This is a genomic window from Aurantimonas sp. A2-1-M11, from assembly GCF_036549475.1.
Lineage (GTDB): Bacteria > Pseudomonadota > Alphaproteobacteria > Rhizobiales > Rhizobiaceae > Aurantimonas.
In genome coordinates this window covers 21,725-45,856 of record NZ_JAZHLI010000026.1, presented here as the reverse complement: position 1 = coordinate 45,856, position 24,132 = coordinate 21,725, and the positions used below count along the sequence as shown (strand labels likewise).

The 24,132-nt window shown below is 67.2% G+C and carries 20 protein-coding genes; 7 read left to right on the top strand and 13 right to left on the bottom strand.

The features are described 5' to 3' along the window. Positions 1 to 4 precede the first annotated feature (4 nt). The 3 genes from VQ042_RS13470 to VQ042_RS13460 all read right to left on the bottom strand — a co-directional run bounded on the left by VQ042_RS13470 (position 5) and on the right by VQ042_RS13460 (position 2,826). Positions 5 to 472, bottom strand: coding sequence for a DUF2948 family protein (locus tag VQ042_RS13470; protein WP_442880083.1), 468 nt, complete (start codon positions 470 to 472; stop codon positions 5 to 7). A gap of 73 nt (positions 473 to 545) precedes the next feature. Further along, entirely contained in the window at positions 546 to 1,850 is a 1,305-nt protein-coding gene (locus VQ042_RS13465) for an O-antigen ligase family protein (protein ID WP_331820059.1), read from the bottom strand. Further along, the gene (locus tag VQ042_RS13460) at positions 1,819 to 2,826 is read right to left on the bottom strand and encodes a glycosyltransferase family 2 protein (protein WP_442880082.1); all 1,008 of its coding nucleotides are present in this window, start codon (positions 2,824 to 2,826) and stop codon (positions 1,819 to 1,821) included. The genes VQ042_RS13465 and VQ042_RS13460 overlap by 32 nt, the downstream gene beginning before the upstream one ends. Before the next feature lie 184 nt (positions 2,827 to 3,010). Between VQ042_RS13460 and VQ042_RS13455 the strand changes: the two genes are divergently transcribed. Genes VQ042_RS13455 through VQ042_RS13445 form a run of 3 tightly spaced genes read left to right on the top strand, consistent with a single transcriptional unit; the run spans position 3,011 to position 5,965 of the window. Beyond that, positions 3,011 to 4,255 (top strand): glycosyltransferase, encoded by a 1,245-nt coding sequence (locus VQ042_RS13455; RefSeq protein WP_331820055.1) that lies wholly within the window; start codon positions 3,011 to 3,013, stop codon positions 4,253 to 4,255. Further along, positions 4,255 to 5,052 (top strand): WecB/TagA/CpsF family glycosyltransferase, encoded by a 798-nt coding sequence (locus VQ042_RS13450; protein WP_331820053.1) that lies wholly within the window; start codon positions 4,255 to 4,257, stop codon positions 5,050 to 5,052. Before VQ042_RS13455 ends, VQ042_RS13450 begins: the two co-directional genes overlap by 1 nt. A 28-nt stretch (positions 5,053 to 5,080) precedes the next feature. Beyond that, positions 5,081 to 5,965, top strand: a complete 885-nt coding sequence (locus tag VQ042_RS13445; protein ID WP_331820051.1) for a DUF6492 family protein — start codon at positions 5,081 to 5,083, stop codon at positions 5,963 to 5,965. On the opposite strand, the gene VQ042_RS13440 is transcribed toward VQ042_RS13445, so the two are convergent. Then, positions 5,937 to 7,250 (bottom strand): lipopolysaccharide biosynthesis protein, encoded by a 1,314-nt coding sequence (locus VQ042_RS13440; protein WP_331820050.1) that lies wholly within the window; start codon positions 7,248 to 7,250, stop codon positions 5,937 to 5,939. The two genes, VQ042_RS13445 and VQ042_RS13440, sit on opposite strands and share 29 nt — an antisense overlap. A 29-nt stretch (positions 7,251 to 7,279) precedes the next feature. On the opposite strand from VQ042_RS13440, the gene VQ042_RS13435 reads away from it, so the two are divergent. Together VQ042_RS13435 and VQ042_RS13430 are read left to right on the top strand one after the other, a co-directional pair. Next, entirely contained in the window at positions 7,280 to 8,446 is a 1,167-nt protein-coding gene (locus VQ042_RS13435) for an endo-1,4-beta-xylanase (protein ID WP_331820048.1), read from the top strand. Between the two features lie 81 nt (positions 8,447 to 8,527). Then, positions 8,528 to 10,531 (top strand): GumC family protein, encoded by a 2,004-nt coding sequence (locus VQ042_RS13430; RefSeq protein WP_331820046.1) that lies wholly within the window; start codon positions 8,528 to 8,530, stop codon positions 10,529 to 10,531. Between the two features lie 90 nt (positions 10,532 to 10,621). Here the strand turns inward: VQ042_RS13430 and VQ042_RS13425 are convergent, their stop codons facing one another. From VQ042_RS13425 to aceA, 9 genes are all read right to left on the bottom strand, one after another. Then, positions 10,622 to 12,580, bottom strand: coding sequence for a polysaccharide biosynthesis protein (locus VQ042_RS13425; protein WP_331820043.1), 1,959 nt, complete (start codon positions 12,578 to 12,580; stop codon positions 10,622 to 10,624). Positions 12,581 to 12,658: 78 nt separating this feature from the next. Then, entirely contained in the window at positions 12,659 to 14,476 is a 1,818-nt protein-coding gene (edd, locus tag VQ042_RS13420; protein ID WP_331820041.1) for a phosphogluconate dehydratase, read from the bottom strand. Between the two features lie 30 nt (positions 14,477 to 14,506). After that, positions 14,507 to 15,214 (bottom strand): 6-phosphogluconolactonase, encoded by a 708-nt coding sequence (gene pgl, locus VQ042_RS13415; RefSeq protein WP_331820039.1) that lies wholly within the window; start codon positions 15,212 to 15,214, stop codon positions 14,507 to 14,509. A gap of 11 nt (positions 15,215 to 15,225) precedes the next feature. Next, complete coding sequence (zwf, locus tag VQ042_RS13410; protein WP_331820037.1) at positions 15,226 to 16,713, bottom strand: glucose-6-phosphate dehydrogenase; 1,488 nt, start codon at positions 16,711 to 16,713, stop codon at positions 15,226 to 15,228. 116 nt (positions 16,714 to 16,829) lie between these two features. Then, entirely contained in the window at positions 16,830 to 17,219 is a 390-nt protein-coding gene (locus tag VQ042_RS13405) for a response regulator (protein WP_331820035.1), read from the bottom strand. Positions 17,220 to 17,320: 101 nt separating this feature from the next. Further along, positions 17,321 to 18,604 carry an NAD(P)/FAD-dependent oxidoreductase gene (locus tag VQ042_RS13400; protein ID WP_331820034.1) on the bottom strand — a complete coding sequence of 428 codons (1,284 nt, stop codon included), beginning with the start codon at positions 18,602 to 18,604 and terminating at the stop codon, positions 17,321 to 17,323. 3 nt (positions 18,605 to 18,607) lie between these two features. Further along, entirely contained in the window at positions 18,608 to 19,951 is a 1,344-nt protein-coding gene (locus tag VQ042_RS13395; protein WP_442880085.1) for a glutamine synthetase family protein, read from the bottom strand. A gap of 462 nt (positions 19,952 to 20,413) precedes the next feature. Beyond that, positions 20,414 to 20,674 (bottom strand): SMc00767 family acetate metabolism repressor, encoded by a 261-nt coding sequence (locus VQ042_RS13390; RefSeq protein WP_331820031.1) that lies wholly within the window; start codon positions 20,672 to 20,674, stop codon positions 20,414 to 20,416. Positions 20,675 to 20,874: 200 nt separating this feature from the next. Next, positions 20,875 to 22,179, bottom strand: coding sequence for an isocitrate lyase (aceA, locus tag VQ042_RS13385; protein ID WP_331820029.1), 1,305 nt, complete (start codon positions 22,177 to 22,179; stop codon positions 20,875 to 20,877). Positions 22,180 to 22,569: 390 nt separating this feature from the next. Here aceA and VQ042_RS13380 point away from each other — a divergent pair, with 390 nt between their 5' ends. Both VQ042_RS13380 and VQ042_RS13375 read left to right on the top strand, forming a co-directional pair. Continuing rightward, entirely contained in the window at positions 22,570 to 22,713 is a 144-nt protein-coding gene (locus VQ042_RS13380; RefSeq protein WP_331820027.1) for a hypothetical protein, read from the top strand. A gap of 67 nt (positions 22,714 to 22,780) precedes the next feature. Continuing rightward, a partial coding sequence (locus tag VQ042_RS13375; protein ID WP_331820025.1) for a short-chain fatty acyl-CoA regulator family protein occupies positions 22,781 to 24,132 on the top strand: 1,352 nt, incomplete at its 3' end.

The following is a 24,132-nucleotide window of genomic DNA, read 5'->3' as shown; positions in this document are numbered from 1 at the left end:
GGCGTCAGCTGATCCGATCGGGCCGGCTGTGGTCCGGCTTCGAATCGGTGCTCCAGGAGCCGCCGATATCGGCGAGCTGCGCCTCGATCACCTCGACGGTCAGCCTTATCGCGGAGCCGCCGGCGAAGACAAGCTCGACGATCCCCGAGGGTGCATCCGTCGCGGTGAAGCGAATGGCCAGCAGCACCAGCACATCGTCGGAACCCGGCTCGATGCCGGTGTGCTTGACCGCGGTCACCCGGTCGAAATGCAGCACGGAGCGCCGACGCTCGTATTCGGCCTTGCGGAACAGGCGGAAGCGCGAGACGCCTTGCGCGGTCTCCCAGACGAAGCGGTTCATCTCCATGATGAACTGGCCGGCGGCGGGCCGGTGCTGGCAGTCCGTCGGCTTGACGACAGCATCCTGACAATAGGCTGACATGATCGCCAGATCGTCGGAGTCGACGGCGAGTAGGCGCAGGCGGTCCATCATGCAGGTTCTTTCCGTGTTGGGCAGCGCGGAACCTAGGGCGCAGGGCGCGCCACCGCAACGGCAGCGACCGGCGCTATACCCTGACCGGGCGGCGCGACAACAGGCGCAGGCCGATGACCGCGAAGCAGACCGCCATCCAGATCGGATTGGCGCGATCGAACAGGAAGCTTTCCAGGAACGAGTTCAGCAGAAGATAGGCCAGGATCATCAGGAACATCTGCCCCAGGCGTTCGCTCTCGCGGTCCCGCCCGATGTGCACGAAATCCCGCAGAGGCAGGATAACCAGGACGAGGATCGCCAGCGCGAGACCGGGCAGGCCCATCGAGATGGCGACGTCGAGATAACCGTTATGGGCGTTGGCGATGCCGCGTGGATCCCAGGACAGCTCGAAATTACGCTCCGTTCCAAAGACGACCTGGGTCTGCCAGAAGGCGTTGAGGCCGAAGCCGGTCCATTCGTGGCCGTCGAAGACCTCGAGCGCGAAACGCCACAGATCCATGCGTCCGGTGAAGGTGGTGCCCGGAACGACGGTCTGGACAATGTTGTCCAGCGTCGGCGACAGCACCGTGCCGAGGGTCAGGAGCGCCATCAGCGTCAGCGTGACCGCGATGCCCGCGACCAGGAGGCGGCGACCGGCGATCGCGCCGAATACGACGATGGCGGCGACAACGGGCAGGAGGATGATGGACGTCTTGGAGCCGGTCTTGACGACGAACAGGGCCGCCAGCACGGCAATGGCGAAGCCGGTCCAGCGATTGCCCGCCCGGAACAGATAGACGCCGCAGAAGAAGACCACGGCGAAGACGGCGCCGGCGACATTCTTGTGGGAATAGGCGCCGCGCCACAGCCCCGCATGCTGTGGTTCGGAGCCGGAGCCGTCGTGGATAGCGAGGCCGGGCAGGGCGATGACTCCGAGATAGGACAGGGCCAGCACCGCCAGCATGGCGAGTGTGAGTGCCGTGCGGAAGGCGCGCACGTCCTTGGGAAAGCAGAGGACGCCGCTGACGGCCGCCATGGCCAGAAGCGTGAAGACGGCACCGCGCAGCGCATTTTCCGGCTGTGCGGCCCACAGGGCGCTACCGAGCAGCCAGACGGCCATCATCATCCAGGCCGGGCGCATCAGTGCCAGAAGCGTGGTGCGGTCGGTCAGCAGGAAGTGCCCGGCGAAGACGACGAGCGCCAGCGAGGCATAGCCGAGCTGGTTCGCCAGGTTGCCGGCATTCTGGTCGCCTTCGAAGGTGACGGCAAACGGCGTGACGGTGACCAGCAGCGCCGTCAGGATGCCGGCGCCCAGCATCAGCCGGACGAGATCCGTCCACCATTCCGCGTCGCCCAGGGAGCGGGCGTCAGTTCTGTTCGGGACGGCGATATTGCTCATTCACCCATCCGCATTCCGCCATCAGCCGGCCGACGGCCACCTGCATGTGGTAGAGCCCGATCATCGGCGAGCGAGTGCGCACCGCCAGACCGGCCGAGCGCAGCGGCGAGGCCGCCAGCAGCGCGGCGCTCTTGGCGAAGCGGCGCAGCCCGCTGCGGCGACCACCTTGCTGCCGGCGTTCGATGATCGAGGATATGGCGCCATTGCGCAGCCCGCGGGCGTTCAGCCAGGAAAATTCCGTGCGGCGCGCCGGCGTGGTCTCGAAGACCGGCGCCTCGGCGCACCAGCCGAAGCGGAACCCCTGCTGCCGGCAGCGCGCGTAGAAATCGCTGTCGCCGCCGCCGATGAAGTTGAAGCCCGTGTCGAGGAAGGGCGCGCCGATCGCCTCCAGCACCGCGCGGCGGATGGCGACATTGCCCGAGGAATAGAGGATCGGGACGGAGCCCGTGTCGCTGTAATGCGGGGTGAAGACCGGGTGCCGCGCATAGCGGCGGCTGGCGCCGTCCTCGAAGACCGGCACCTGCGGGCCGCCGACGATGTCGGCATCCAGCCGCTCGGACGTCGCCACCAGATTGTCGATCCAGTCCGGGTCGGCGATCTCGTCGTCGTCGATCACCAGAAGATGCCGCATTGCCGGAAAGCGCGTCAGGGCGGTCTGCCAGCCGGCATTGTAGGCGGCGCAATTGCCGCGTTCATGGGCGATCAGGATCAGCCCGTTCAGGCCGCCGTCTCCAAAGCGGTGCCGCGCGGCATTCAGGCCGGCCTGCCCCTCGGCGTCGTTCTCCATGACGATCACGGCAAACGGCTGCGCGGTCCGCTGCGCGGTGAGCGAGTCCAGCGTCTTCAGCAGATGGTCCGGCCGGCGGAACGTCGGCAGCGTGACGACGATCGCAAACCCGTCACCGTCGAGGCCGGGCGTTTCACATGCGATGGTGATGGCGTCGGTCATCGGTCTCGCTCTGGCGATTGTCGGCATTTCGCACCGATTGGACCAGAGAAAGGTGAAGAAAGGATCGATTTCGCCGCAAGGGCGCCCGCCGGAGCGGCGCCTCGTCCGTTGTCGGACCGTGCGTGGGGGCTTTGGGCCGGCGGGTTGAGACTCTTTCAATCCTTCCGTGCCAGCATTGCCATCCTTGCCGCGCACGCCATCGGTCTGTCGGATGCATCTCCTGTTCCTCTCCTCGCTCCTGCCGGACGGTCGCCCGTCGACGGGATTCGAGATCGCCAATCACGCGATCGCCGAGTCCTATCGCCGGCAGGGCGTTCGGCTGAGCTTTGCCGGTTTTCGCCGTCCCGGCAGCCGGCAACCGGCCGACGACGAGATCTGCCTCGGCGAGATCGCGATCGAGAATGCTGGGGCGTCGATGTCGCGCAAGCTCGGCTGGGTGGCTGCGGCGACGCTTCGGAACCTGCCGGTCTCGGCGGCAAAGGTCGCCGGGCTGTCGCGCGAAGCATTGCGGCAGCGGCTGGCCGAGGCCGGGCCGGTCGACGGCTATGTGCTGAGCTCGGTCCAGATGCCGGCGGCCTATCCGTTCCTGGCGCGCGACAAGCCGGCGATCTTCATTGCCCACAATGTCGAGCATCGCTCGGCCTGGGAGAACGCCCGCAACGCCAGCGGGCTGCATAGGCGGGCGCTCTATGCCCGCGAAGCCGCCCTGCTGCGCCGTATCGAGACCCGGATCTGCCGCGACGCGGCGGTGATCCACACGCTCAGCGACGAGGACCGCGCCGCCCTCGGGCTCGGCGACACCGCCCGCTGCCGGTCGCTGACCCTGACGACGGGCCGCACGCCCCGGCCCGACGACGGCGTCCGGGCGCAGGATGTCGGCCTGATCGGAACCTGGAGCTGGGCGCCCAACCGCGTCGGGCTGGACTGGTTCGTCGCGACCGTGGTGCCGCTTCTTCCAGCAGACATTCGCGTGGCGATTGCCGGCAGCTTCGACGGAACGCCGCCGCGACTGCCGGACAATGTGTCCTTCCTCGGCCGGGTGCCAGATGCCCAGGCCTTTGTCGGCGCGTCGCGGGTGCTGGCCCTGGCTACCAAGGGCGGCACCGGCATCCAGCTCAAGACCATCGAGGCCTTCGAGGAAGGCATGCCTGCCGTGGCAACGCCCCAGGCGCTGCGCGGGGTCGGCGCCGTGCCCGCCAATGTCTGGATCGCCGAGGACCCGCAGGCCTTCGCCGACCGGCTGGTGGAACTGGTGACGGCCGAGCGCGAGGGCCGCGCCATGCGCATGGACGGGGCCGAATTCGTGCGATCGCAGACGGCGGCGCTCGACGCCGGCATCGCCGCCGGTCTGGATCTCCTGAAACGGTCCGCCGCCCGGGTTGACGGCGAGGCGCAGCGGCCAGTGCCAGCCGCCGACGGCGATCGCGCGGCGCTGGCTGGCCGGGAAGCCGTCTGATGGACGGCGGCCAGCAATTGTCCGACTCTGACTCCCCTGCGGCCGAGACCGTGGAGCGCCGGATCGCCGGAATTGCGGTCGCCGACCTGACGGGGGACGCGGCGATCCGCCGGCTCGAGGCCGAGCTGTCGGCCGGTGGCGCGCCCACGCGCCTAGCCTTCCTCAACGCCCATTGCGTCAATCTGGTGCGCCGGAACGCGTCATATCGACAGGCGCTGCAGGAGTGCCTGGTCCTGCCGGACGGCATCGGCGTCGATCTCGCGGCGCAGCTTCTGTATGGCGCGCGCTTTCGCGAGAATCTGAACGGCACGGACTTCGTGCCGCGGCTCCTGGCGGCGCTGGAGCGCCCCTGCCGCGTGGCGCTGATCGGCGGCGCGCCGGGCGTGGCGGAGCGCGCGGGCGCCCGGTTCCGGGAGATCGCGCCGCGCCATGACTATACCGCCGTCTCCGACGGCTATTTCGACGCGGCCGCGCAACCCGGCATCCTGGCCGCGCTGGAACGGGCCAGGGCCGACATCGTGCTAGTGGCGATGGGGGTGCCGGCGCAGGAGATCTTCATCGCCCGGGCGCTGGATTTCCGCCATGGCCGCCTTTTCGTTGGGGTCGGCGCGCTGTTCGATTTCTGCGCCGGCAACGTCTCGCGCGCGCCGAAGATGATCCGGCGGCTGCGCATGGAATGGGTCTGGCGCCTGGCGCTGGAGCCCGCACGGCTTTGGCGCCGCTACATTCTCGGCAATCCCGCCTTTCTCCTGGGGATCCTGCGCGACAGGTTCCTGCCGCATCATCCGGTGGGCTGATGTGGCGCGGGCCCAGGAGACGGAGACGATGACCTTGCAGTCGGCCATTGTGACGTCGAGCTATCGCGGCGATTTCGAACGCTGCCGCCTCTTGTGCGAGAGCATGGACCAGCGCGTCAGTGGCCATACCCGCCATCTGATCATGGTCGAAGGCGCCGACATGGCCCTGTTCCGGCAACTGGCCGGCCCCAAGCGCGAGATCGTTGACGAGCGCGACCTGCTGCCGCGCTGGCTGCGGCCGTTTCCCGATCCGATCTCTCTCGGCCGCCGCCGCATCTGGCTGACGCCCAAGGGGCCACCACTGCGGGGCTGGCACGTCCAGCAGCTGCGCCGCCTCGCCATCGCCGCCGCGCTCGACGAGACCGTCGTCGTGTCGGTCGATTCCGACGTCGTCTTCCTGCGCGCCTTCGATCTCGCCTGGTTCCACAGGACCGGTGCGGTCAATTTCTACAGCCGGCCGAACGCGATCGCGCATCTGCCGGAGCCGGCGCGCAGCGAGCAAGGCGCCTGGTCGCTTCGGGCCGGACAGATGCTGGGCATCGAAACGCCGGCGATCTCCGACGCCGGCTATATCGCCACGCTGATCGCCTGGCGGTCCGATACGGTGCGCGACATGCAGAAGCGGATCGAGGCCGTCTCCGGCCGATCCTGGATGAGCACGCTGGTGCGTCGCCGGGCGCTCTCCGAGTGCATACTGTACGGTCGCTTCGTCGACGAGGTGGAGAACCGTCCGGACCGCCATGCGCGCAGCGCGCTCGAGCTCTGCCACATGTACTGGGACGGCGCGGCGCTGAATGCCGCGGCGCTGGCCGATTTTTCGCGCGGACTCGAACCGCATCAGGTGGCAGCGGGCATCCAGTCCTTCACTGGGACGGACCCGGCGCTCATTCGCCGGGCTGTGGGGCTGTCCTGAGCCAGCGGCGCGAAACCCGCCGCTGCGGCTGCGACCAGTCCAAGGCGGCATAGGTCGAGGACGCGGAGACGATCCACAGGACCAGGAACAGGCCGTTGAGGCCGAGGATCCAGCTGGTGGTGTCCGGCGCGGCGCGCAGAAGCACGACCAACAGCCCCGCCTTGATCAGGCCGACAATGGCCAGGATCAGCGCACGCAGGCCGGTCCTGCCGCGCGCGTAGAGCAGTTCGCTTTCGTATTCGACCAGGTTCCGGAAGGCCGGAACGAACAGCGCGACGAGAACGAGCGGCGCGGCGTCGGCGACATTGCGGCCGAGCGCGTTCGGGAAGACGTGGAGGATGCCACCGAGGACGGCAAGGCCTGCGACCGAGACGACCGCGACGGCCGCTTCGAGGCCCCAACGCATCTTCCAGTCGGAGATCCAGCCCGGCGTGCGCATCAGCTTCTGCACGATCATCGTGTTGGCCGAACGGATCGGCAGGGCCGTCAGGTCGATCAACCGCATCAGGATGGCGTAGATGCCGGCCATCTGCGGCCCGCCCAGCGACAGGACCAGAAGCTTGTCGAGCTCGGACTGGAGATAGAAGATGATCTCGGCACCGGCGACCGAGAGGCTGTCGCGCCAGCGCGCCAGATAGAGCGCCGGGCGGAACCGCAGCCGCTGGCGCGGATAGAACCCGATGATGGCGACAAGAGCCGCGACGCCGTTGGCCGCCAGATAGGCGAGGGACCACTCCAGCAGCATGCCGCTGCCCAGAACGACGAACCCGACCGCGGCGATGGCGCGGATCGCGGAGCCGGCGATGACGATGCTGGCGGCCCGCCCGAAGCGCCCGAGGCCGTTGTTGACGATCACCACCACTTCCAGGGCGCGCCAGAAGACGATTTCGGCCGTCACCACGGCGGCGAAGGCGGCAATCCCCATCTCGCCCTCGAAGAACGCCGCATAGAAACCGCCCGCGGCGATGACGACGACGGGCAGCGACAGGACAAAGGCCACGAGAAGGCCGGCCGTGTAGGTGCCGACCAGTCGCTGGCGCACGGTCGCGACACGGTAGAGGGGCGACACGAAGCCGAAGCCGCCGATGCGCGACAACACGATGCCGGTCGCCGAGGCGGTGGCGAACAGGCCGAAATCGCCCACCGACAGTCCGTTGGCGACGCTGACGAAATAGGCCAGCGACAGGACCAGCCGGCCTGCCGAGCCGCTGAGCAGCCAGGCGTAATCGCGGATCACGCTTAGGTTGCCCTTAAAGCTTTCGATCCAGACTGCTGTGCGTGGCATGCTCCGACCTTCGGGAGAGCGATAGGCAGATGACGATACACCACCGTGGGCGCGATGCACGTTCCAGGCCTGAAACAGGGCGTCCGCTGGATGCGGCGCAGCCCGGCGATCCTTCATCGACTACAGCGGGAAGTTTAACGCGCCGTTCCCTGCTCGGTGCCGGTGCGGCCCTGGCGCTGGCTCCAGGGGTCGCTGCTGCAGCCGGGGCCCCAGGATCGCGCCAACCGCGGGCGGTGCCGCTGGGCGGCGCCATTCAGGCCGAATTCATGGCGCCCGATCCGGCCTACCGGCAAGCCTTCCTCGACCATTGCGACCTGATCATGCCGATGAACGGGCTGAAGTTCAGCCTGGTCCATCCGCAGCCGGACGAATGGAATTTCGAGCCCGCGGACCGGGTGATCGATTTTGCTCTAGAGAACGACCGGCTGACCCGGGGCACCTGCCATGTCTGGTGGGGCGCGACGCCGGACTGGTTGGAACGCCTCGACACGGCAGCCGAGGTGGAGGCCGCGCTGGTCGACCACATCGAACGGATCGGCGACCGCTACAAGGGGCGTCTGTCGGGCTGGGACGTCGTCAACGAGGTCATCGCCAACGATCCGCTCACGGAAGGACCGCTGCGCCGGACGACATGGATGGAGAAGCTCGGCCCGAACCACATTCCGATCGCCTTTGCCGCGGCAGCGCGTGTCGATCCCGACGTGCGGCTGGTGATCAACGACTACGATCTGGAGTTCGTCGGGCCGCGCTACGATGCGCGCCGCCAGATAATGCTCGACATCGTCCGCCAGCTGCAGGACGGCAACATCCCGGTGCATGGGGTCGGGATCCAGGGCCATCTGTATGCGGGCCGCCAGATCGACAGGGGCGGGCTTGAACGCTTCCACAAGGAACTGGACGGGCTCGGCGTCGGCCTGATGGTCACGGAACTGGACGTCATTGACTGGGAAACCCCGCCGGGCGACGCCGCGCAGGACGAGGCCGCTTACGGTCTCGTGTCCGATCTTCTCGACGGGATCTTCGCCTGGAAGCCGCCGGAGGCGGTGATCGTGTGGGGGATCAGCGACCGCTACAGCTGGGTCTCCGACGTGCTGCCGCGGCCCGACGGTCATCCCGACCGCCCCCTGCCGCTGGACCGCGACATGCGACCCAAGCCGTGGATGTCGCTTCTGGACCAGCGGTTGCGAGAAGGCTGATCCTTCAAGAATTCCGCTCGGGAAACTCGTTTTAACTGTTCATTAGCTATGAATGGTCACAGTCTGGGAGCAAGCTTCGGCGTGAGCCGGACCGACATCCCGCGGATCGATATGGCCATGTTCTCATCCGGATCCTTCCCCGACGCACCGCACGCCTCCCGGCCGTCCGCGGCGCCGGGCCATGATGGCAACGGCTCGCTGGTCGATCCGGTGCACGTCTTCCAGTCGGTCTGGGCGTCGCGGCGGCTGATCATCCTGACGACCCTGTTTGGACTGATCCTGGCGGTGGCCTTCGCCCTGTCGACGCCGAAGGAATACACGGCCATCTCGCAGATCCTGGCCGATCCGCGCGACATCAAGGTCGTGCAGAACGAGGTCACGCCGAACGGGTTGCCGAGCGACGCGACGCTGGCGCTGATCGAAAGCCAGATCGCGGTCATCAATTCGAACGACCTGATGGCCAAGATCGTGGAGGCCGCCGACCTGCAGGCCGATCCCGAATTCAACGGCCAAGCCGATTCGCTGCTGCCGTCGCTGGAGAGTCTCGGACTGGTGAGCGCCGGGCCCGAAGCACAGAACGAACGGTTTCTCGTGACGATGCAGAATCTACGGGAGGCAACTGCCGTGTCGCGTGACGCCAAGAGTTTCGTGCTCAACGTCGCCGTGACCACGCAAAGCCCGGAGAAGTCGGCGCGGCTGTCGCGCCTCGTCGCCAATTCCTTCATCGACCATCTGGCGCAGGTCCAGTCGGACACGGCGGGCCGGGCGACCAACGCCCTGTCCTCGCGCCTCTCGGAACTGCGCGCCAGGGTGTCCGAGGCGGAGCGGGCCGTCGAGGCGTACAAGTCCGAGAACGAACTCGTCGGGGTCGGCGGGCAACTGGTCGACGACAGCTACATCCTGCGGATCAACGACGAATTGTCGCGCGGCCGCGCCAATGTCACGGCCCTGAGGGTGAAGGCCGAGCAGATGGCCAATGCCAGCGTCGAGAACGTGGTGCAGGGCGCCTTTCCGGAGGAGCTCACCTCAGATTCGCTCGCCCGCCTGCGCAGCAATTATTCCGACCTTGCCCAGAGGACCGCGTCGCTCGCGGCGACCCTCGGGCCCCGGCATCCGCAGCTCATCGCCAGCCGCCAGTCGCTGGCCTCGGCGCGCGACGCCATCCGCGCCGAGATCAACCGCATCGTGGCGGGGGCGCAGACCGAACTCGCCCGGGCCGAGCGCACCAATCTCGACCTCACCCAGCAGCTCGACGCGCTGAAGGCCGACCAGGTGACGACCAGCGGCTCCTTCGTGCGGCTGCGCGAATTGCAGCGCGAGGTCGAGGCCTCGCGTGCGGTGTATGAATCCTACCTCCTGCGGGCCCGGGAAACTGGCGAGCAGCAGGGCATCAACACGGCCAATGTCCGGGTGATCTCCGAGGCGACCCCGCCGCTCAAGCCCTCCAGCCTGCCGCGCCGGCTGGTCGTGGCTGCCGGCGGGGTGCTCGGGTTCCTGGCCGGCGTGTTCCTGGCCGGGGTCGGCGCAATCTCCGAACAGTACCGGCAGGCCATGCGCCTGCGAGCGGAGGCCGCCGAGCGTCCGCAGCTCTCAGGCTTCGGCGGCGCTTACGGCAAGGCGACCGGGCATTTCCAGAACTACGGGGGCGGCTATTCGATGGCGATCGCCCTGGCGCCAGCCGTTGGCGCCATGGCCGCCGACAGTGAAGCGGCCGACGGTATCCGCCCGTCGATCCATGCCGCGGCAGGCGATCTGCGGCGCGAGGCCGTGACGTCGGAGAACCAGCCGGGGGAGGAACAGCCGGCGGACGACAGGCGCCTGCCAGCGACAGCCGCGCCCGAGGCCGCCGCACCGTCGGGTGCGACGGCTGGAGACAGCGCAGAGAATCCGGACGATACGTTGCCGCCGGTGGCGCGGCGAACCCTGCGCGAACGCATCCGCGCGCTGGGTGGCGAGCTTCCTGCGACGGCGGCCAGGGACTTTTCGCAAGCGAAAGACGACGAGGAAGTGCTGCGCCTGCAGAACGACATCGCCGCCGTGAAGAAGCACATCGCCGAGATTCGCGGCCGCCGCCAGGCGCTCTAGCGATCCGGCCGGTGACGACCACGCAGCGGACTTTGGCGGTCCGGCCAGACCGGGGCGCGCGGATACGGGAAAGACAAGCGGGGGACGCGATCAGGCGGGCGTGGGTGGTACCGGACGGACGAGGCGCGTCGTGGCGCTGTCGTCTCCGTCGATAATGGCCGGACGATATTCTGGCACGATGCGCTTGAGGATCTCCAGCGCGCGATCCGCGTCGCCGGCCACCACGGCGGCCTCGATATTGGCGAAGCTGCGCGACAAAAGCTTGACGTCGCTGACCCGCGAGCAGGCGATCAGCAGGCCCGGTCGCCCAGTTTCCTCCCGCGTCTCCTCTTCGCTGAACAGTTCCTCGTAGAGCTTTTCGCCCTTGCGGAGTCCGACGAAGCGAATGTCGATGTCGATATGGGGCTTGAGACCGGCGAGTTGGATGACCCGCTCGGCGAGCTCGGCAACGCGGATCGGCTTGCCCATGTCCAGGACGAAGATCTGGCCCTTGGTGCGGGTATCGGTCATGCCGTGGCCAGCCGCATGGAGGATCAGCCGCGAGGCCTCGGGAATGGTCATGAAGAAGCGGGTGATGTGCGGATGGGTCACCGTCAGCGGCCCGCCCTTTTCGAGCTGCGAGCGAAACAGCGGGATCACCGAGCCGGTCGAGCCGAGGACATTGCCGAAACGCACCGTGATGAAGCGGGTGGCGTCCTGGTCCAGGTCCAGTGCCTGGCAATAGGCTTCGGCTGCCCGCTTGGTGGCGCCCATGACGTTGGACGGGTTCACCGCCTTGTCGGTCGAGATCATCACGAAGGCGGCCGCACGGGCCGCGAGCGTCGCGTCGGCGACATTGCGGGTGCCGATCAGGTTGGTGTCGATCCCCTCGATGGGATTGTCCTCGACGATGGGCACGTGCTTGAGCGCTGCAGCGTGGAAGACGACGTCCGGCCCGACTTCGTCGAACAGTGCCCGAATGCGGTTCCTGTGGCGCACATCGACGATCCGCGACAGGAGCGGGACGGCGGGGAATTCGTCGGAGACCTGATGGGTGACCGCCCAGAGATTGAACTCGCAATTGTCGACCAGGACGAGGCGGCTCGGTGCGAAGCGCGCGATCTGGCGGACCAGTTCGGAGCCGATCGATCCGCCGGCGCCGGTGACGATGACCAGACGATCCTTGATCAGGCGCTCGACCTCGGCGATGTCGAGATCGACCTCCTGGCGCCCCAGCAGGTCTTCCAGCGCAATCGACTGCGGTTCGATCGGGCGGTTCTCGTCGACCTTGCCGGTCTGGCTGATATCCGGCAGGCGCTTGACCGTCACGCCCAGCGGCGCGCAGGTCGCGACGATCCGCGACAGCTTCGCGGGGGGCATGTCGACTTCCGTCACGACCAGTTCGCCGACCGGCGTGCCGCGATGCTCGGCCCAGCCGATGGTCTTCTCCAGGTCGTCCAGCGCGCCAAGCACCGGAATGCCGTGCAACTGCCGGCGCCGGTTCTTCGCTTTCTCGTCGATGATGCCGACGATGGCGTCGTGACGGCGATTGCGCCGGCTGTTGCGTATGAACAGGTCGGCATTGTCGTTGAAGCCGTAGAGCAGCAGGTGGCGCCGGGTGCCGGCAATGGCCGAGGCGGCGAGCGTGCGACGGTCCAGGCGACGCTCCTTCATCAAGCGATAGGCCAGTCGTGGGCCGCCCAGCCCGACGATCATGATGAACCAGGAGATCACGATCGTGGAACGCGGCAGATAGGCGCCGCGGAACAGCACGAAATGCAACAGCAGGAACGCCAGGTTGATGACGGTCACCGCCTTGACGATAGACAGGACGTCGAGCAGCGAGGCGTAGCGCCAGGCCCCGCTATTGAGCGAGAAGAACGGAAAACAGATCGCGCTCAACGCGGTGTAGCCGCCGATCAGCAGCCAGATCTGCCAGACGTTGAACAGCGGCGCCCATCCCCATGCGATCGACATCGCAATGGTCATCGACAGCGCGGCGATCAGGATGTCGTGGACGATACCGAGCTGTCGCAGGGAAATGGCCAGCATGCTCTTGGCGAATTGCATCAACAGGAATCCATGGTTCCGCCTCCTGCGGGCAAACCATTTATTGCGCTATCATGCCGACGCCTACAGCGAAAGCCGTCAAAAGACGCTGGCGCCGGTGTCGGGCGTTCCGACCGCGGCCCTGAACGGCGCGAACAACTCGCGACCCATGCCGAACTCGTTGCCACTGAGATCGGGATCGGCCAGCGGGCGCGCGGCCAACTCGTCGGCATCGACCAGGATTTCCAGCGTGCCTGCATCGGCGTCAAGGCGCACCACGTCTCCGTCGATCAGCCGGGCGATCATGCCCCCGGCCTTGGCTTCCGGCGTGACGTGAATCGCCGCCGGGACCTTGCCGCTGGCGCCTGACATCCGTCCGTCGGTAACCAGCGCCACCTTGTGCCCGCGATCGAGCAGGACGCCGAGAAGCGGTGTCAGCTTATGGAGTTCGGGCATACCGTTGGACTGCGGACCCTGGAAGCGGACGACGGCGATGAAATCGCGGTTGAGGTCACCAGAATCGAAGGCGGCCTTCATGTCGTTCTGGTCGTGGAAGATCTTGGCCGGTGCCTCGACGATGCGGCGCTCGGGGCGGACCGCGGAGACCTTGATGACGGCCTTGCCGAGATTGCCCTTCAGCATCCGCAGGCCGCCATTGGAGGAAAACGGCTGGTCTGCGGTCGTCAGCACCTTGGGATCGGCGCTCTGCTTCGGCGCCGGCACGCGCATCACCGTCTCCCCGTCCGGCGCCAGCCGGGCCTCCACGGCATAGGCGCGCAGGCCCTTGCCCCATGCGGTCCGCACATCCTCGTGCAGCAGGCCGGCATCGAGGAGTTCACGAATCAGGAAGCCCATGCCACCCGCGGCCTGGAAATGGTTCACGTCGGCCAGCCCGTTCGGATAGACGCGGGCGAGCAGGGGGGTGATGTCGGACAGGTCCGAAATGTCCTGCCAGGTCAGCTTGATGCCGGCGGCCGCCGCCATCGCCACAAGATGCATGGTATGGTTGGTCGAGCCGCCGGTGGCGTGCAGCCCGACGACGCCGTTGACCACGGCGCGCTCGTCCACCACCAGCCCGGCCGGGGTATATTCGTTGCCGAGCGCGGTGATCGACAGTGCGCGCTTTGCCGCTTCCCTCGTCAGCGCGTCGCGCAGCGGGGTGTTCGGATTGACGAAGGACGAGCCCGGCGTGTGCAGGCCCATGATCTCCATGAGCATCTGGTTGGAATTGGCGGTGCCGTAGAAGGTGCACGTGCCGGGGCCGTGATAGGACTGGGATTCCGCCGCGAGCAATTCCTCGCGGCCGACCTTGCCCTCGGCGTAGAGTTGCCGGATGCGGCTCTTCTCGTCGTTCGGCAGGCCCGACGTCATGGGGCCGGCCGGCACGAAGATCGCCGGCAGATGGCCGAAGGTGAGCGCGGCGATGGTCAGGCCCGGCACGATCTTGTCGCAGACGCCCAGATAGACGGCGGCGTCGAACATGTCGTGGGACAGGCCGACGGCAGTCGCCATGGCAATGACGTCGCGCGAGAACAGCGACAGTTCCATGCCGGCCTGGCCCTGGGTCACGCCGTCGCACATGGCCGGAACGCCCGAGGCGACCTGCGCGGTGCCGCCCATGGCACGCGCCGCCTCGCGGATCAGTTCGGGGAAGCGCTCGAAGGGCTGGTGGGCCGAGAGCATGTCGTTGTAGGCGGTGATGATGCCGAGATTGGGCGTCTGGTCGCCGGACAGGCGCGTCTTGTCGAGCGGGCCGCAGGCGGCAAAGCCGTGGGCCAGGTTGCCGCAGGTCAGGGTCGAGCGCTTCGGCCCCTCGGCGCCCTTCGCCATGATCCGGGCCAGATAGGGCTCACGCGTGGCTGCGGAGCGCTCCCGGATGCGGTCGGTGATCTCGGCGAGGCGAGGATCTACGGTCATGGGTCGACCTCCTGGCAATTGAGAAAGATGTCAGGGACACCAGAAAACGTTCAGCGGTTCCTCCCGCCGGGCCGCGAGGATGGCGCGGATGGGCAGTTCCTCGACCGGTCCACCGGTCAGCGCCTTCTCGTAGACGGCGAGCTTTTCGTCGCCTTCGATATGGACCGCCAGAAGCCGCGCCTCGACGAGGACCGGCAGGGTCAGCGTCACGCGCGGCTCGCCGGCACCCGGCGCCCGCATGGCCACGACCGGCTCGGCGGTCTGCGGATCGATGGCGGCATCGAGATTGTCGCCATCGGGGAAGAACGAGGCCGTATGACCGTCCTTGCCCATGCCGAGAACCGCGACGTCAAGGGGACGCGCCAATTGCCGGAAGCGCTCGGCGAGATCCTCATGGGCCGCTTCGGGCGTCGCGGCATCGACATAGAACGGCAGGAAGTGCGCTGCGGCCGCATGGTTCCGCAAAAGGCTTTCGGCGACCAGCGCCGCATTCGACCGATCGCTGCTGGCCGGGACCCAGCGCTCGTCCACGAGCATCACCTGAACATGGTCCCAGTCGATCTCGGCCTGGGACAGGCGCTCGAAGAAGCGCCTGGGCGTCGAGCCCCCGGACACTGCCAGGGTCGCGGCGCCACGGGTGGCGATCGCGCCGGCGAGGACGGCGGCGACACCTACCGCCAGAGCCTCTGCCAGATCGTCGCCGTCACGGTAGCGGTGCAGAACGGGAGCTGTGCTCATGCCGGATCGCCTCAGTCGGGTTCGTGCCAGGTGCGGCCGTCGCGCTCGATCAGGGCGACGCCGGAGGAGGGGCCCCAGGTGCCGGCCGTGTAGCCCTGCGGCTTCATGGATTTCTCGCCCCAGGCCTCGGGGATCGGATCGATCCATTTCCACGCCGCTTCGACCTCGTCGCGGCGCATGAACAGGGTCTGGTTGCCACGGATCACGTCCATCAGCAGCCGCTCATAGGCGTCGGGATTGCGCACCCGGAAGGATTCGGCAAAGCTCATGTCCAGCGGCACGTGGCGCAGGCGCATGCCGCCGGGGCCGGGGTCCTTGATCATCAGCCATTGCTTGACGCCCTCATTCGGCTGCAGCCGCATGACGAGCTGGTTCTGCATGATGCTGCCCGACAGACCTGCGAAGATCGAATGCGGTATCGGCCGGAATGTGACGACGATCTCCGACATGCGCTCCGACAGGCGCTTGCCGGTGCGCAGATAGAACGGCACGCCGGCCCAGCGCCAGTTGCCGATCTCCGCCTTGATGGCGACGAAGGTCTCGGTGTCGCTCTCGGCCTCGCCCAGATCGTCGAGATAGCTGCGCACGGCGGCACCGTCCGAGGCGCCGGCCTTGTACTGGCCGCGCACGGTGCGGGTCTCCACATTGGACGCGTTGATCGGGGTGAGCGCACGCAGCACCTTCAGCTTCTCGTCGCGCAGGGCATCGGCGTCCAGCGTCGGGGGCGGCTCCAGCGCGACCAGGCACATCAGCTGCAGGATATGGTTCTGGACCATGTCGCGCAACGCGCCGGCCTTGTCGTAGTAGTCTGCGCGCCCCTCCAGTCCGACGGCCTCGGCCACGGTGATCTGGACGTGGTCGATATGGGCGGAATTCCAGATCGGCTCGTAGAGGGCATTGGCGAAGCGCAGCGCCATCAGGTTCTGCACCGTCTCCTTGCCGAGATAATGGTCGATGCGGAAGACCTGATCCTCGGTGAAGTAGCGGCCGATGATGTCGTTCAGCTGGCGCGCCGATTCCAGGTCCCGCCCGACGGGCTTCTCGACCACCAGCCGGGTATTGGCATGGACGAGGCCGTTCTCGCCGATGCGACAGGCCAGATCGGCGAAGAGCGAAGGACCGACGGCCAGGTAGAAGGCGCGCACGCGCTGGTCGTTGCCACCGTCGGCGCCGTCCAGAAGCGCCCTCATCTCGTTCCAGCCCTCGTCGCTGCGGGCGTCGACCTGCCGGTAGTGCAGGCGCGTCAGGAACCGCTCGACGGACGTCTCGTGGGTGTCCTCCGGCTTGACGTGCTTGGCGATCGCGTCGCGGGCGAAGGCACGGTATTCGTCGTCGGAGATGTGGGTGCGCGAGGCACCGATGATCCGCGAATCCGGTGGCAGCTGACCATCATGGTCGCGGTGATAGAGCGCCGGCAGAAGCTTGCGTTCGGCGAGGTCGCCATTGCCGCCGATGACGACGTAGTCGAATGGGTCGACGGGAATGATCTGACTGGACATGAACCGTCCTCTACAAGGCGATGAGCGGGGAACGCCGTTCCCGCCCGCTGTTTATTCTAATCGATTGAATTATTCCATAGCCCAGAAAAACTGCCGAAGGTTCCAGGCTGGGCCGTTCAGGCCGCCGCCTGGCGCCTGGCGAGCGCCCGACTGACAGCCTCGATCACCCGTGCGGCGTCGAAGGGCTTGTTGATCGCCTCGGTCGCGCCGGCTTCCGGTGGCAGGTCGAGATTCTCGCCGTAACCGGTCACGAAGACGTAAGGTACGCCCCGTTCGTTCAGCGGTGCGATGAGGGAGAAACTCGTCTCCGACCCGAGATTGACGTCGAGAAGCGCGACGTCGACGCTTTCGGTTTCGACGAACTGCCTGGCTTCGGCGACATTCGCCGCCGTGAAGACATGAGCCATGCCGTGATCGAGCAGAAGCTGCTCGGCATCGAGCGCGATGATCATGTTGTCCTCGACGATCAGGCCGGTCAGGCCATTGAGGATGTCGAGATTTGGCATCGTGTCGTTCGCCTCCTGGGGCGCATGGCGAGCGGCGATTCGCTTGAAGTCTGCCTAGTCACTTTGTGGGCAGGTGTAAAATATGTCGCTTCCGTTGCAGTTTAAAAGCGGTCCCGCAGCGAAAACCACGTCATCGCCAGGAAGAGGAGCGGCGCGCGCAACCGCGGGCCTCCCGGAAAGGCAGGAATGCGCAGCGCCTCCAACTCCGCGAGGCGGTCGCGATTGCCGTTGACGCGTTCGGCATAGAGCCGGCCGGCGAAGTTCGCCAGCATCACGCCATGGCCCGAAAAGCCGCCGATGGTGGTGATTCCCGGCGCCAGGCTGCGCACATAGGGCAGGCGCTCCATGGTAATGCCGACCGAGCCGCCCCAGGCATGGCTCAGCCGGACATCGGCCAGATGCGGATAGACTTCGGCGATCTGCTTGCGGATGTGCCGGCCGATGTCGCCTGCCGCCGAGGTGTAGGCCTCGCGGCCGCCGAACAGCAGCCGTCCGTCGACGCTCTTGCGGAAATAGCGCACCACGAAGCGGGAATCGTCGCAGGATTCACCGCCGCACAGCACCGCATCGGGATCGGCGAGAGGTTCGGTCGCGCCGATGAAGGAGCCGATCGGCATGACATGGGCGTCGACCGTCGCGTCGAGCCCGCCCCCATAGGCGTTGGTGGCGATCAGCACGCGCTCGGCGCTCACCTCGCCGCGCGCCGTCACGGCGACGATCCGGCCGTCACGCCGGTCCAGCCGCTCGACGGATGTGTTCTCGAAGAGCTGTGCCCCGGCCTCGGCCGCGACCCGGGTGGTGCCGACGACCAGCTTCATCGGGTTGATGTGCCCGGTGCCGGTGTCGCGGATGCCGCCGAAATAGCGCTGCGAGCCGAGTCTCTCGGCAGTCTCGGCGGCATCCATGAAGCTGACATGGGGGTAGTCGTAGCGGGTCGTCAGATCCTCGACCTGCGCGCGGTAATCCTTCAGGTAGCGGCGCTTGTGGACAACCGAGAGCTGGCCTTGGCGGTAGTCGGCGTCGATGCCGTTGCTGGCGATGAAATCCGTCAGATGCGCCTTGGCCTCCTCGGCGAGGTCGAACAGGGCCCTGGACCGCTCGAAGCCGTAGGCCGCCTCGATCTCCATCGGCCAGAGCCGCTGGCCGGTCCCCATCTGCCCGCCATTGCGGCCGGAGGCGCCGTCGCCGAAGCGATGGGCTTCCAGGAGTGCGACGCTGACGCCGGTGCGGGCGAGATGCAACGCCGCCGACAGGCCGGTAAAGCCGCCGCCGACGACGAGAACGTCGACGCTACGACTGCCGTCGAGCGCCGGATAGGCCGGGCGCTCGACGCTGTCCTCGTACCAGGAGCGGCCGGGGGCGATGGGGGACCGGTGGGCGACCAAGGATCAGACCTGCAGGAGCAGGAATTCACGTTCCCAGGGGCTGATCACCTGCATGAAGGTCTCGTGCTCGCCGCGCTTGATCCCGGCGTAGGTACCGACGAATTCCGGGCTGAAGACCGCGCCGAAATCCTTCTCGGCCTCGAAGATCGCCAGCGCCTCCAACAGTCCCCGCGGCAGCGAGATCACGCCGTCCTCGTTGACCGTGCGGTCGGTCGGCGGCTCGGGCTGCAGATTGTTGACCATGCCCAGATAGCCGCAGGCCAGCGAAGCCGCGATGGCCAGATAGGGATTGGTGTCGGATGAGGGCAGGCGGTTCTCGACGCGTCGTCCGGCAGGGTCGGAGGTGGGCACGCGGAAAGCGGTGGTGCGGTTGTCGTAGCCCCAGGCCGTGTTGGTCGGCGCAGCCATGCCGTAGGTCAGGCGCCGATAGGAATTCACATAGGGCGCCATCATGATCAGCGCCGCCGGCACGTAACGCTGCATGCCGCCGAGGAAGCAGAAGAAGAGGTCGGAGGCGGAGCCGTCCTCGTTGGAGAAGACGTTGCGCCCCGTCGTCTTCTCGATCACCGACTGATGGATGTGCATGGCCGAGCCCGGCTGGCCCTGGATCGGCTTGGCCATGAAGGTGGCGTAGATGTCCTGGCCCAGCGCCGCCTCGCGGATCGTGCGCTTGAACATGAAGACCTGGTCGGCGAGTTCCAGCGGGTCGCCGTGGCGCAGATTGATCTCGAGCTGGGCGGCGCCCTCCTCGTGGATCAGCGTGTCGATCTCCAGCCCCTGGGCATCGGAATAGTCGTAGATGTCGTCGATCAACTCGTCGAACTCGTTGACGCCGCCGATGGAATAGGACTGGCCCGACTGGATCTGCCGGCCGGAGCGCCCGATCGGCGGCACCAGGGGATAGTCCGGATCGACATTCTTGGAGACCAGGTAGAACTCGATCTCCGGGGCGACGACCGGTTTCCAGCCCTTGGCGTCATACAGCGCGATCACGCGCTTGAGGACGTTGCGCGGGGTGTAGCCGACCGCGACGCCCGACTGGTCGACCAGGTCGCAGATCACCTGGGCCGTGGGGTCGCTCTCCCAGGGGACCCGGCACAGGGTGGAAAGGTCCGGGACCAGCTTCAGGTCACCGTCGCCGGGCGAATAGCGGAAATCGCCACTCTCGTCTGGGTATTCGCCCGAGATCGTGTGCATGAACAGGGCGGAGGGCAGCGCCAGCGAGGTGTTGGCGGCGAATTTCTTGGCCGGCATCATCTTGCCGCGCGCCACGCCTGCCAGATCCGGCGTGATGCATTCCAGATCGTCGATGCCGCGGGCGGCAAGCCAGCCGCTGGCCTCCTGCATGGAGGCGACGCCGCGCTTGGATTCCAGATGGGCGCCGTCATCCGGCGGTAGCTTGACCGGAGCGGGGTCGCGGCGCGTCGCGGCCGGGGCGCCCTTGACGGGGCTCGCCTCGTTGCCGCCGACGCGGCCGGACTTGCGCCCGTAATCGATCCGTGCGGGACCGCTCGGACGCGGCGATTTCGGAGGTTTCGTGCTGGTCATGCCATCCTGCGGGGAAGCGCCTCATCGGCGGATTGGGCCGGAGTGTAACGTGCCGTAGGGGGGCGAGGGAAGGCGGGTCGCAAGCCGGTCCCCGCTCGCAGTGCTTCGCTGCCCAGCCGGAGGTTCACCCGCAGGCGCTCCAGCAGCCGCGCCGCCTGTCATCTGCCGGACGCGCAACGCCCGCCGCTTCGCGGGGGGAAGCAGCGGGCGTTGCGGCCTGTCACGTCGTGATGTCGGTGCCCTTCGCGCGGGCCCGTCGGCTCATCCTTCGGTCTTGACCACGACCGGGATCAGCAGGTCGCCCCAATTGCCGTTGCCCGAATGGTGGCGGGCCGACCGCACGAGTTCGACGGAGACGCCGGCCTCGACCGCCTTCATGACGGACTGGTTGAGCCGGTGGAGGTCGTTGGCCAGCATCCGGATGGCAGCCTGCTGGTCCTCGTCCATGGCGGAGGACTGCTCCTCGGCCCGCTCCTTGACGCGGGTGCGAGGGCGGCTTTCGTCGATGGCGACTGCACTCATCGTCTGTCTCCTTGGTTGACTGTCGTGTCCTGGCGATCGGTGACCGATCGGGTGTGGTGCGGACCCGGAACGCCGTTTCGCCAGCGTTCCGGGTGGAGCGGGAGACTGGGGGCCGCGGAAGAGGGAAGAGGTGCTTCCGCGCGTGTCCCGCTCCGTTTGCGAAAAGGGGCAGGCGATTGGCCGCCGATCCGCGAAGGGGCCTATTCGGCAGCCACGCTGAGCTGCTGGTCCCTCTTGAACTGCGCGCTTTCGGTGGATTCGCTCATGGCGGTCGTCGAGGACAGGCCGCCGGTGATGGCCATGGAGACGGCATCGAAATAGCCGGTGCCGACCTCGCGCTGGTGCTTGGTCGCCGTGTAGCCGTCGACCTCGGAGGCGAACTCGGCTTCCTGCAGCTCGGAATAGGCCGCCATCTGCCGGTCCTTGTAGCCGCGGGCCAGTTCGAACATGCCGTGGTTCAGCTGGTGGAAGCCGGCCAGCGTGATGAACTGGAACTTGTAGCCCATCGCGCCCAGTTCGCGCTGGAACCTGGCGATCGTGGCGTCGTCGAGATTCTTCTTCCAGTTGAAGGACGGTGAGCAATTATACGCCAGCAGCTGGTTTGGATGCTCCTTGCGCACCGCCTCGGCGAAACGCTTCGCCTGGTCGAGATCGGGCTTGGAGGTCTCGCACCAGATCAGGTCCGAATAGGGTGCGCAGGCGATCGCCCGGGCGATGCAGGGCTCCAGGCCGTTCTTGACCCGGTAGAAGCCTTCCGGCGTGCGGCCACCTTCGTAATCGACGAAGGGCTGGTCGCGCTCGTCGATGTCGGATGTGATCAGCTTGGCGGCCTCGGCATCGGTGCGGCAGATCACCAGCGAGGGAACGCCCATCACGTCCGCTGCGAGCCGCGCCGCGGTGAGGTTGCGGATATGCGCCTGGGTGGGGATCAGCACCTTGCCGCCCAGATGACCGCACTTCTTCTCGGAGGCGAGCTGGTCCTCGAAATGCACGCCCGCGGCGCCCGCCTCGATGAAGGCCTTCATGATCTCGAAGGCGTTGAGAGGGCCGCCGAAGCCGGCCTCGGCATCGGCCACGATCGGCGCGAACCAGGTGTCGACGGAGCGGGTGCCCTCGGCATGCTCGATCTGGTCGGCGCGCTGCAAGGTGCGGTTGATGCGACGGCAGAGCTCGGGCGCGGCATTCGCCGGATAGAGCGACTGGTCGGGATACATGGAGGAGGCGGTGTTGGAATCCGCCGCGACCTGCCAGCCCGAGAGATAGATCGCCTTGAGGCCCGCCCGCACCTGCTGCATGGCCTGGTTGCCGGTCATGGCGCCGAGCGAATTGACGAAGTCCTCCGAGTGGATCAGCTCCCACAGGCGGTTGGCGCCGTTCTCGGCCAGCGTGTAGCGGATCTGCACCGAGCCGCGCAGACGCTGGACGTCCTCCGGCGTGTAGTTGCGCTCGACATTGTCGAAGCGTCCCTCCGGGGCCGATGGGACGAGATTGTAAAAATCGGTCATGGCGGTCGATCCTCTCTTGTGCATCGCTGCCGGCGCAAATTGTGACAAGCCGTCTGGCAGCGCCTGGGAAGAGAGATGTCACCGTCTTTGGCGATTGAACAGCCCGTGAACCGGCGTTCGGCGCCTTATTCGGGTCGTCTTGTCAGGACCTTCACAAGCGCATCTTGTCACGATGTAAAGATTGTCATAGTGTTGTGTCGTCCGATGAGGCATCGCACTCGGCGCGTGCCGGTCGGATCGTTCCGCGTTGCGGCGGCGTCACAACGCTGCGAATTTCCGTGAAAGACATGCGCTACCAACACATTATCGCCTTGGATTCCGTCAATCGAAACCTTTCCCGGTCATCCTGCCAATTGTCGGCGGACGACCGGTCGAGATTTGGAGCAGACGATGAGTGCGGTGCGTGTGGTTTTGCGTCTTCTGGGCCTGAGCAACGCTTTGGCGGCCTATCACCCCGAGCGTCACTACATGCGCGGGCCGGGCCCGGCATGCCTGCGCCGGATGCAGGGCGACGGCACGCGTCTGGGCGCCTGACCGGCCACTTCGTTTCCCCTCTCGCCCGTCCTGCGCCCGTCGTTGCGAACCTCGCCGGGCGCCGCTGATGGCCGAGAACAAGATCTTCGCCGGGCCGCGCATCCGCCGCATCCGCAAGGGCCTCGGACTGACCCAGACCGCGATGGCCGAGGAACTCGGCATCTCGCCCTCCTATCTCAACCTCATCGAACGCAACCAGCGACCGCTGACGGTGCAGCTCATCCTGAAACTGTCGCAGACCTACGAGGTCGATGTCGGCGATCTCAGGGGGGAGCAGCACGGCACGGTGGCCGAGTTGCGCGGTGTGTTCTCCGACCCGCTGCTGGCCGGCGAATTGCCGGGCGAGCAGGAGCTTCTCGAGATCGCCGAGGCGGCGCCCAATGCGGCGGCCGGCCTGGTCAAGCTCTACCGCGCCTATCGCGAGCAGCATGGCCGCCTGTCCGACCTGTCCGACCTCCTGGCCCGGGAAGGCCGCGGCACGGGGCTGGCCGGGGCGCGGCTGCCGATCGACGAGGTGCGCGAGGTGTTCGAGACGCGGCCGAACTATTTCGCCGCGCTGGAGACGGCGGCCGAAACGCTGCACCAGACACTGGCCTCCGGCGACGACCTGATGGGGGCGCTGAAGCTCTGGTTGCGCAAGGAGCACGACATCTCCGTGCGGGTGCTGCCGGTCCAGACCATGCCGAGCTGGCGGCGGCGCTTCGATCGCCATTCGCGCCGGCTGTTCCTGTCCGAGCGACTGGCGCCGGCCGACCGGCTGCGTGAGGTGGCCCTAGAATCCTGCCTGCTGGCCTTCGGCGAAGTCGTGTCCGCCGAGGCTGCGACCTTCGCCTTCTCCAGCGACGAGGCCCGCCGTCTCGCCCGGTTCGAGTTGCTGCGCTACGCCGCGCACGCGCTGATGATGCCCTATGGCGCCTTCCAGGCCGCGGCCGAGCGCGCCGCCTACGACATCGACGTGCTGCGCGGCCGCTTCCAGGTGTCGTTCGAACAGGTCGCCAACCGGCTGACCATGCTGCAGCGCCAGGGCGCGCCGGGCGTGCCGTTCTTCCTTCTGGAGGTCGACAATGCCGGCAACCGGTTCCGCCGGGCCGGGGCGCGCGGCTTTCCGGTGCAGCGATTCGGCGGCGGCTGTCCGAAACTTCCGATCCACGCGGCCTTCGCCCAGCCCGGCCAGATCCTCGTCGAAAGCGCTGAGATGCCCGACGGGGCGGAATTCCTGCTGGTCGCGCGGACTCTGGAGGGCCTGCAGGCGGGCTTTGCCGAACGCCCGCGCCGCACGGCGATCCTGATCGGCTGCGACATCGGCTTCAAGGACGAGACCGTCTATGGCCGCCATCTGGGGGCGCGGCCCGCCACGATCGGCATCGGCCCGGCCTGCCGGCTGTGCGAGCGCCAGGCCTGCCTGGCGCGGGCCGAGCC

What these genes read in the sequence shown, in the direction of transcription:
- VQ042_RS13435 (WP_331820048.1), top strand. Translation starts at nt 7,280, where the DNA reads ATGACGATACACCACCGTGGGCGCGATGCACGTTCCAGGCCTGAAACA.
- VQ042_RS13465 (WP_331820059.1), bottom strand. Translation starts at nt 1,850, where the DNA reads ATGAGCAATATCGCCGTCCCGAACAGAACTGACGCCCGCTCCCTGGGC.
- VQ042_RS13455 (WP_331820055.1), top strand. Translation starts at nt 3,011, where the DNA reads ATGCATCTCCTGTTCCTCTCCTCGCTCCTGCCGGACGGTCGCCCGTCG.
- VQ042_RS13450 (WP_331820053.1), top strand. Translation starts at nt 4,255, where the DNA reads ATGGACGGCGGCCAGCAATTGTCCGACTCTGACTCCCCTGCGGCCGAG.
- VQ042_RS13440 (WP_331820050.1), bottom strand. Translation starts at nt 7,250, where the DNA reads ATGCCACGCACAGCAGTCTGGATCGAAAGCTTTAAGGGCAACCTAAGC.
- VQ042_RS13390 (WP_331820031.1), bottom strand. Translation starts at nt 20,674, where the DNA reads ATGAGTGCAGTCGCCATCGACGAAAGCCGCCCTCGCACCCGCGTCAAG.
- VQ042_RS13395 (WP_442880085.1), bottom strand. Translation starts at nt 19,951, where the DNA reads ATGCAGGAGGCCAGCGGCTGGCTTGCCGCCCGCGGCATCGACGATCTG.
- zwf (WP_331820037.1), bottom strand. Translation starts at nt 16,713, where the DNA reads ATGTCCAGTCAGATCATTCCCGTCGACCCATTCGACTACGTCGTCATC.
- VQ042_RS13405 (WP_331820035.1), bottom strand. Translation starts at nt 17,219, where the DNA reads ATGCCAAATCTCGACATCCTCAATGGCCTGACCGGCCTGATCGTCGAG.
- VQ042_RS13470 (WP_442880083.1), bottom strand. Translation starts at nt 472, where the DNA reads ATGATGGACCGCCTGCGCCTACTCGCCGTCGACTCCGACGATCTGGCG.
- pgl (WP_331820039.1), bottom strand. Translation starts at nt 15,214, where the DNA reads ATGAGCACAGCTCCCGTTCTGCACCGCTACCGTGACGGCGACGATCTG.
- VQ042_RS13460 (WP_442880082.1), bottom strand. Translation starts at nt 2,826, where the DNA reads ATGCCGACAATCGCCAGAGCGAGACCGATGACCGACGCCATCACCATC.
- VQ042_RS13425 (WP_331820043.1), bottom strand. Translation starts at nt 12,580, where the DNA reads ATGCAATTCGCCAAGAGCATGCTGGCCATTTCCCTGCGACAGCTCGGT.
- aceA (WP_331820029.1), bottom strand. Translation starts at nt 22,179, where the DNA reads ATGACCGATTTTTACAATCTCGTCCCATCGGCCCCGGAGGGACGCTTC.
- edd (WP_331820041.1), bottom strand. Translation starts at nt 14,476, where the DNA reads ATGACCGTAGATCCTCGCCTCGCCGAGATCACCGACCGCATCCGGGAG.
- VQ042_RS13380 (WP_331820027.1), top strand. Translation starts at nt 22,570, where the DNA reads ATGAGTGCGGTGCGTGTGGTTTTGCGTCTTCTGGGCCTGAGCAACGCT.
- VQ042_RS13445 (WP_331820051.1), top strand. Translation starts at nt 5,081, where the DNA reads ATGACCTTGCAGTCGGCCATTGTGACGTCGAGCTATCGCGGCGATTTC.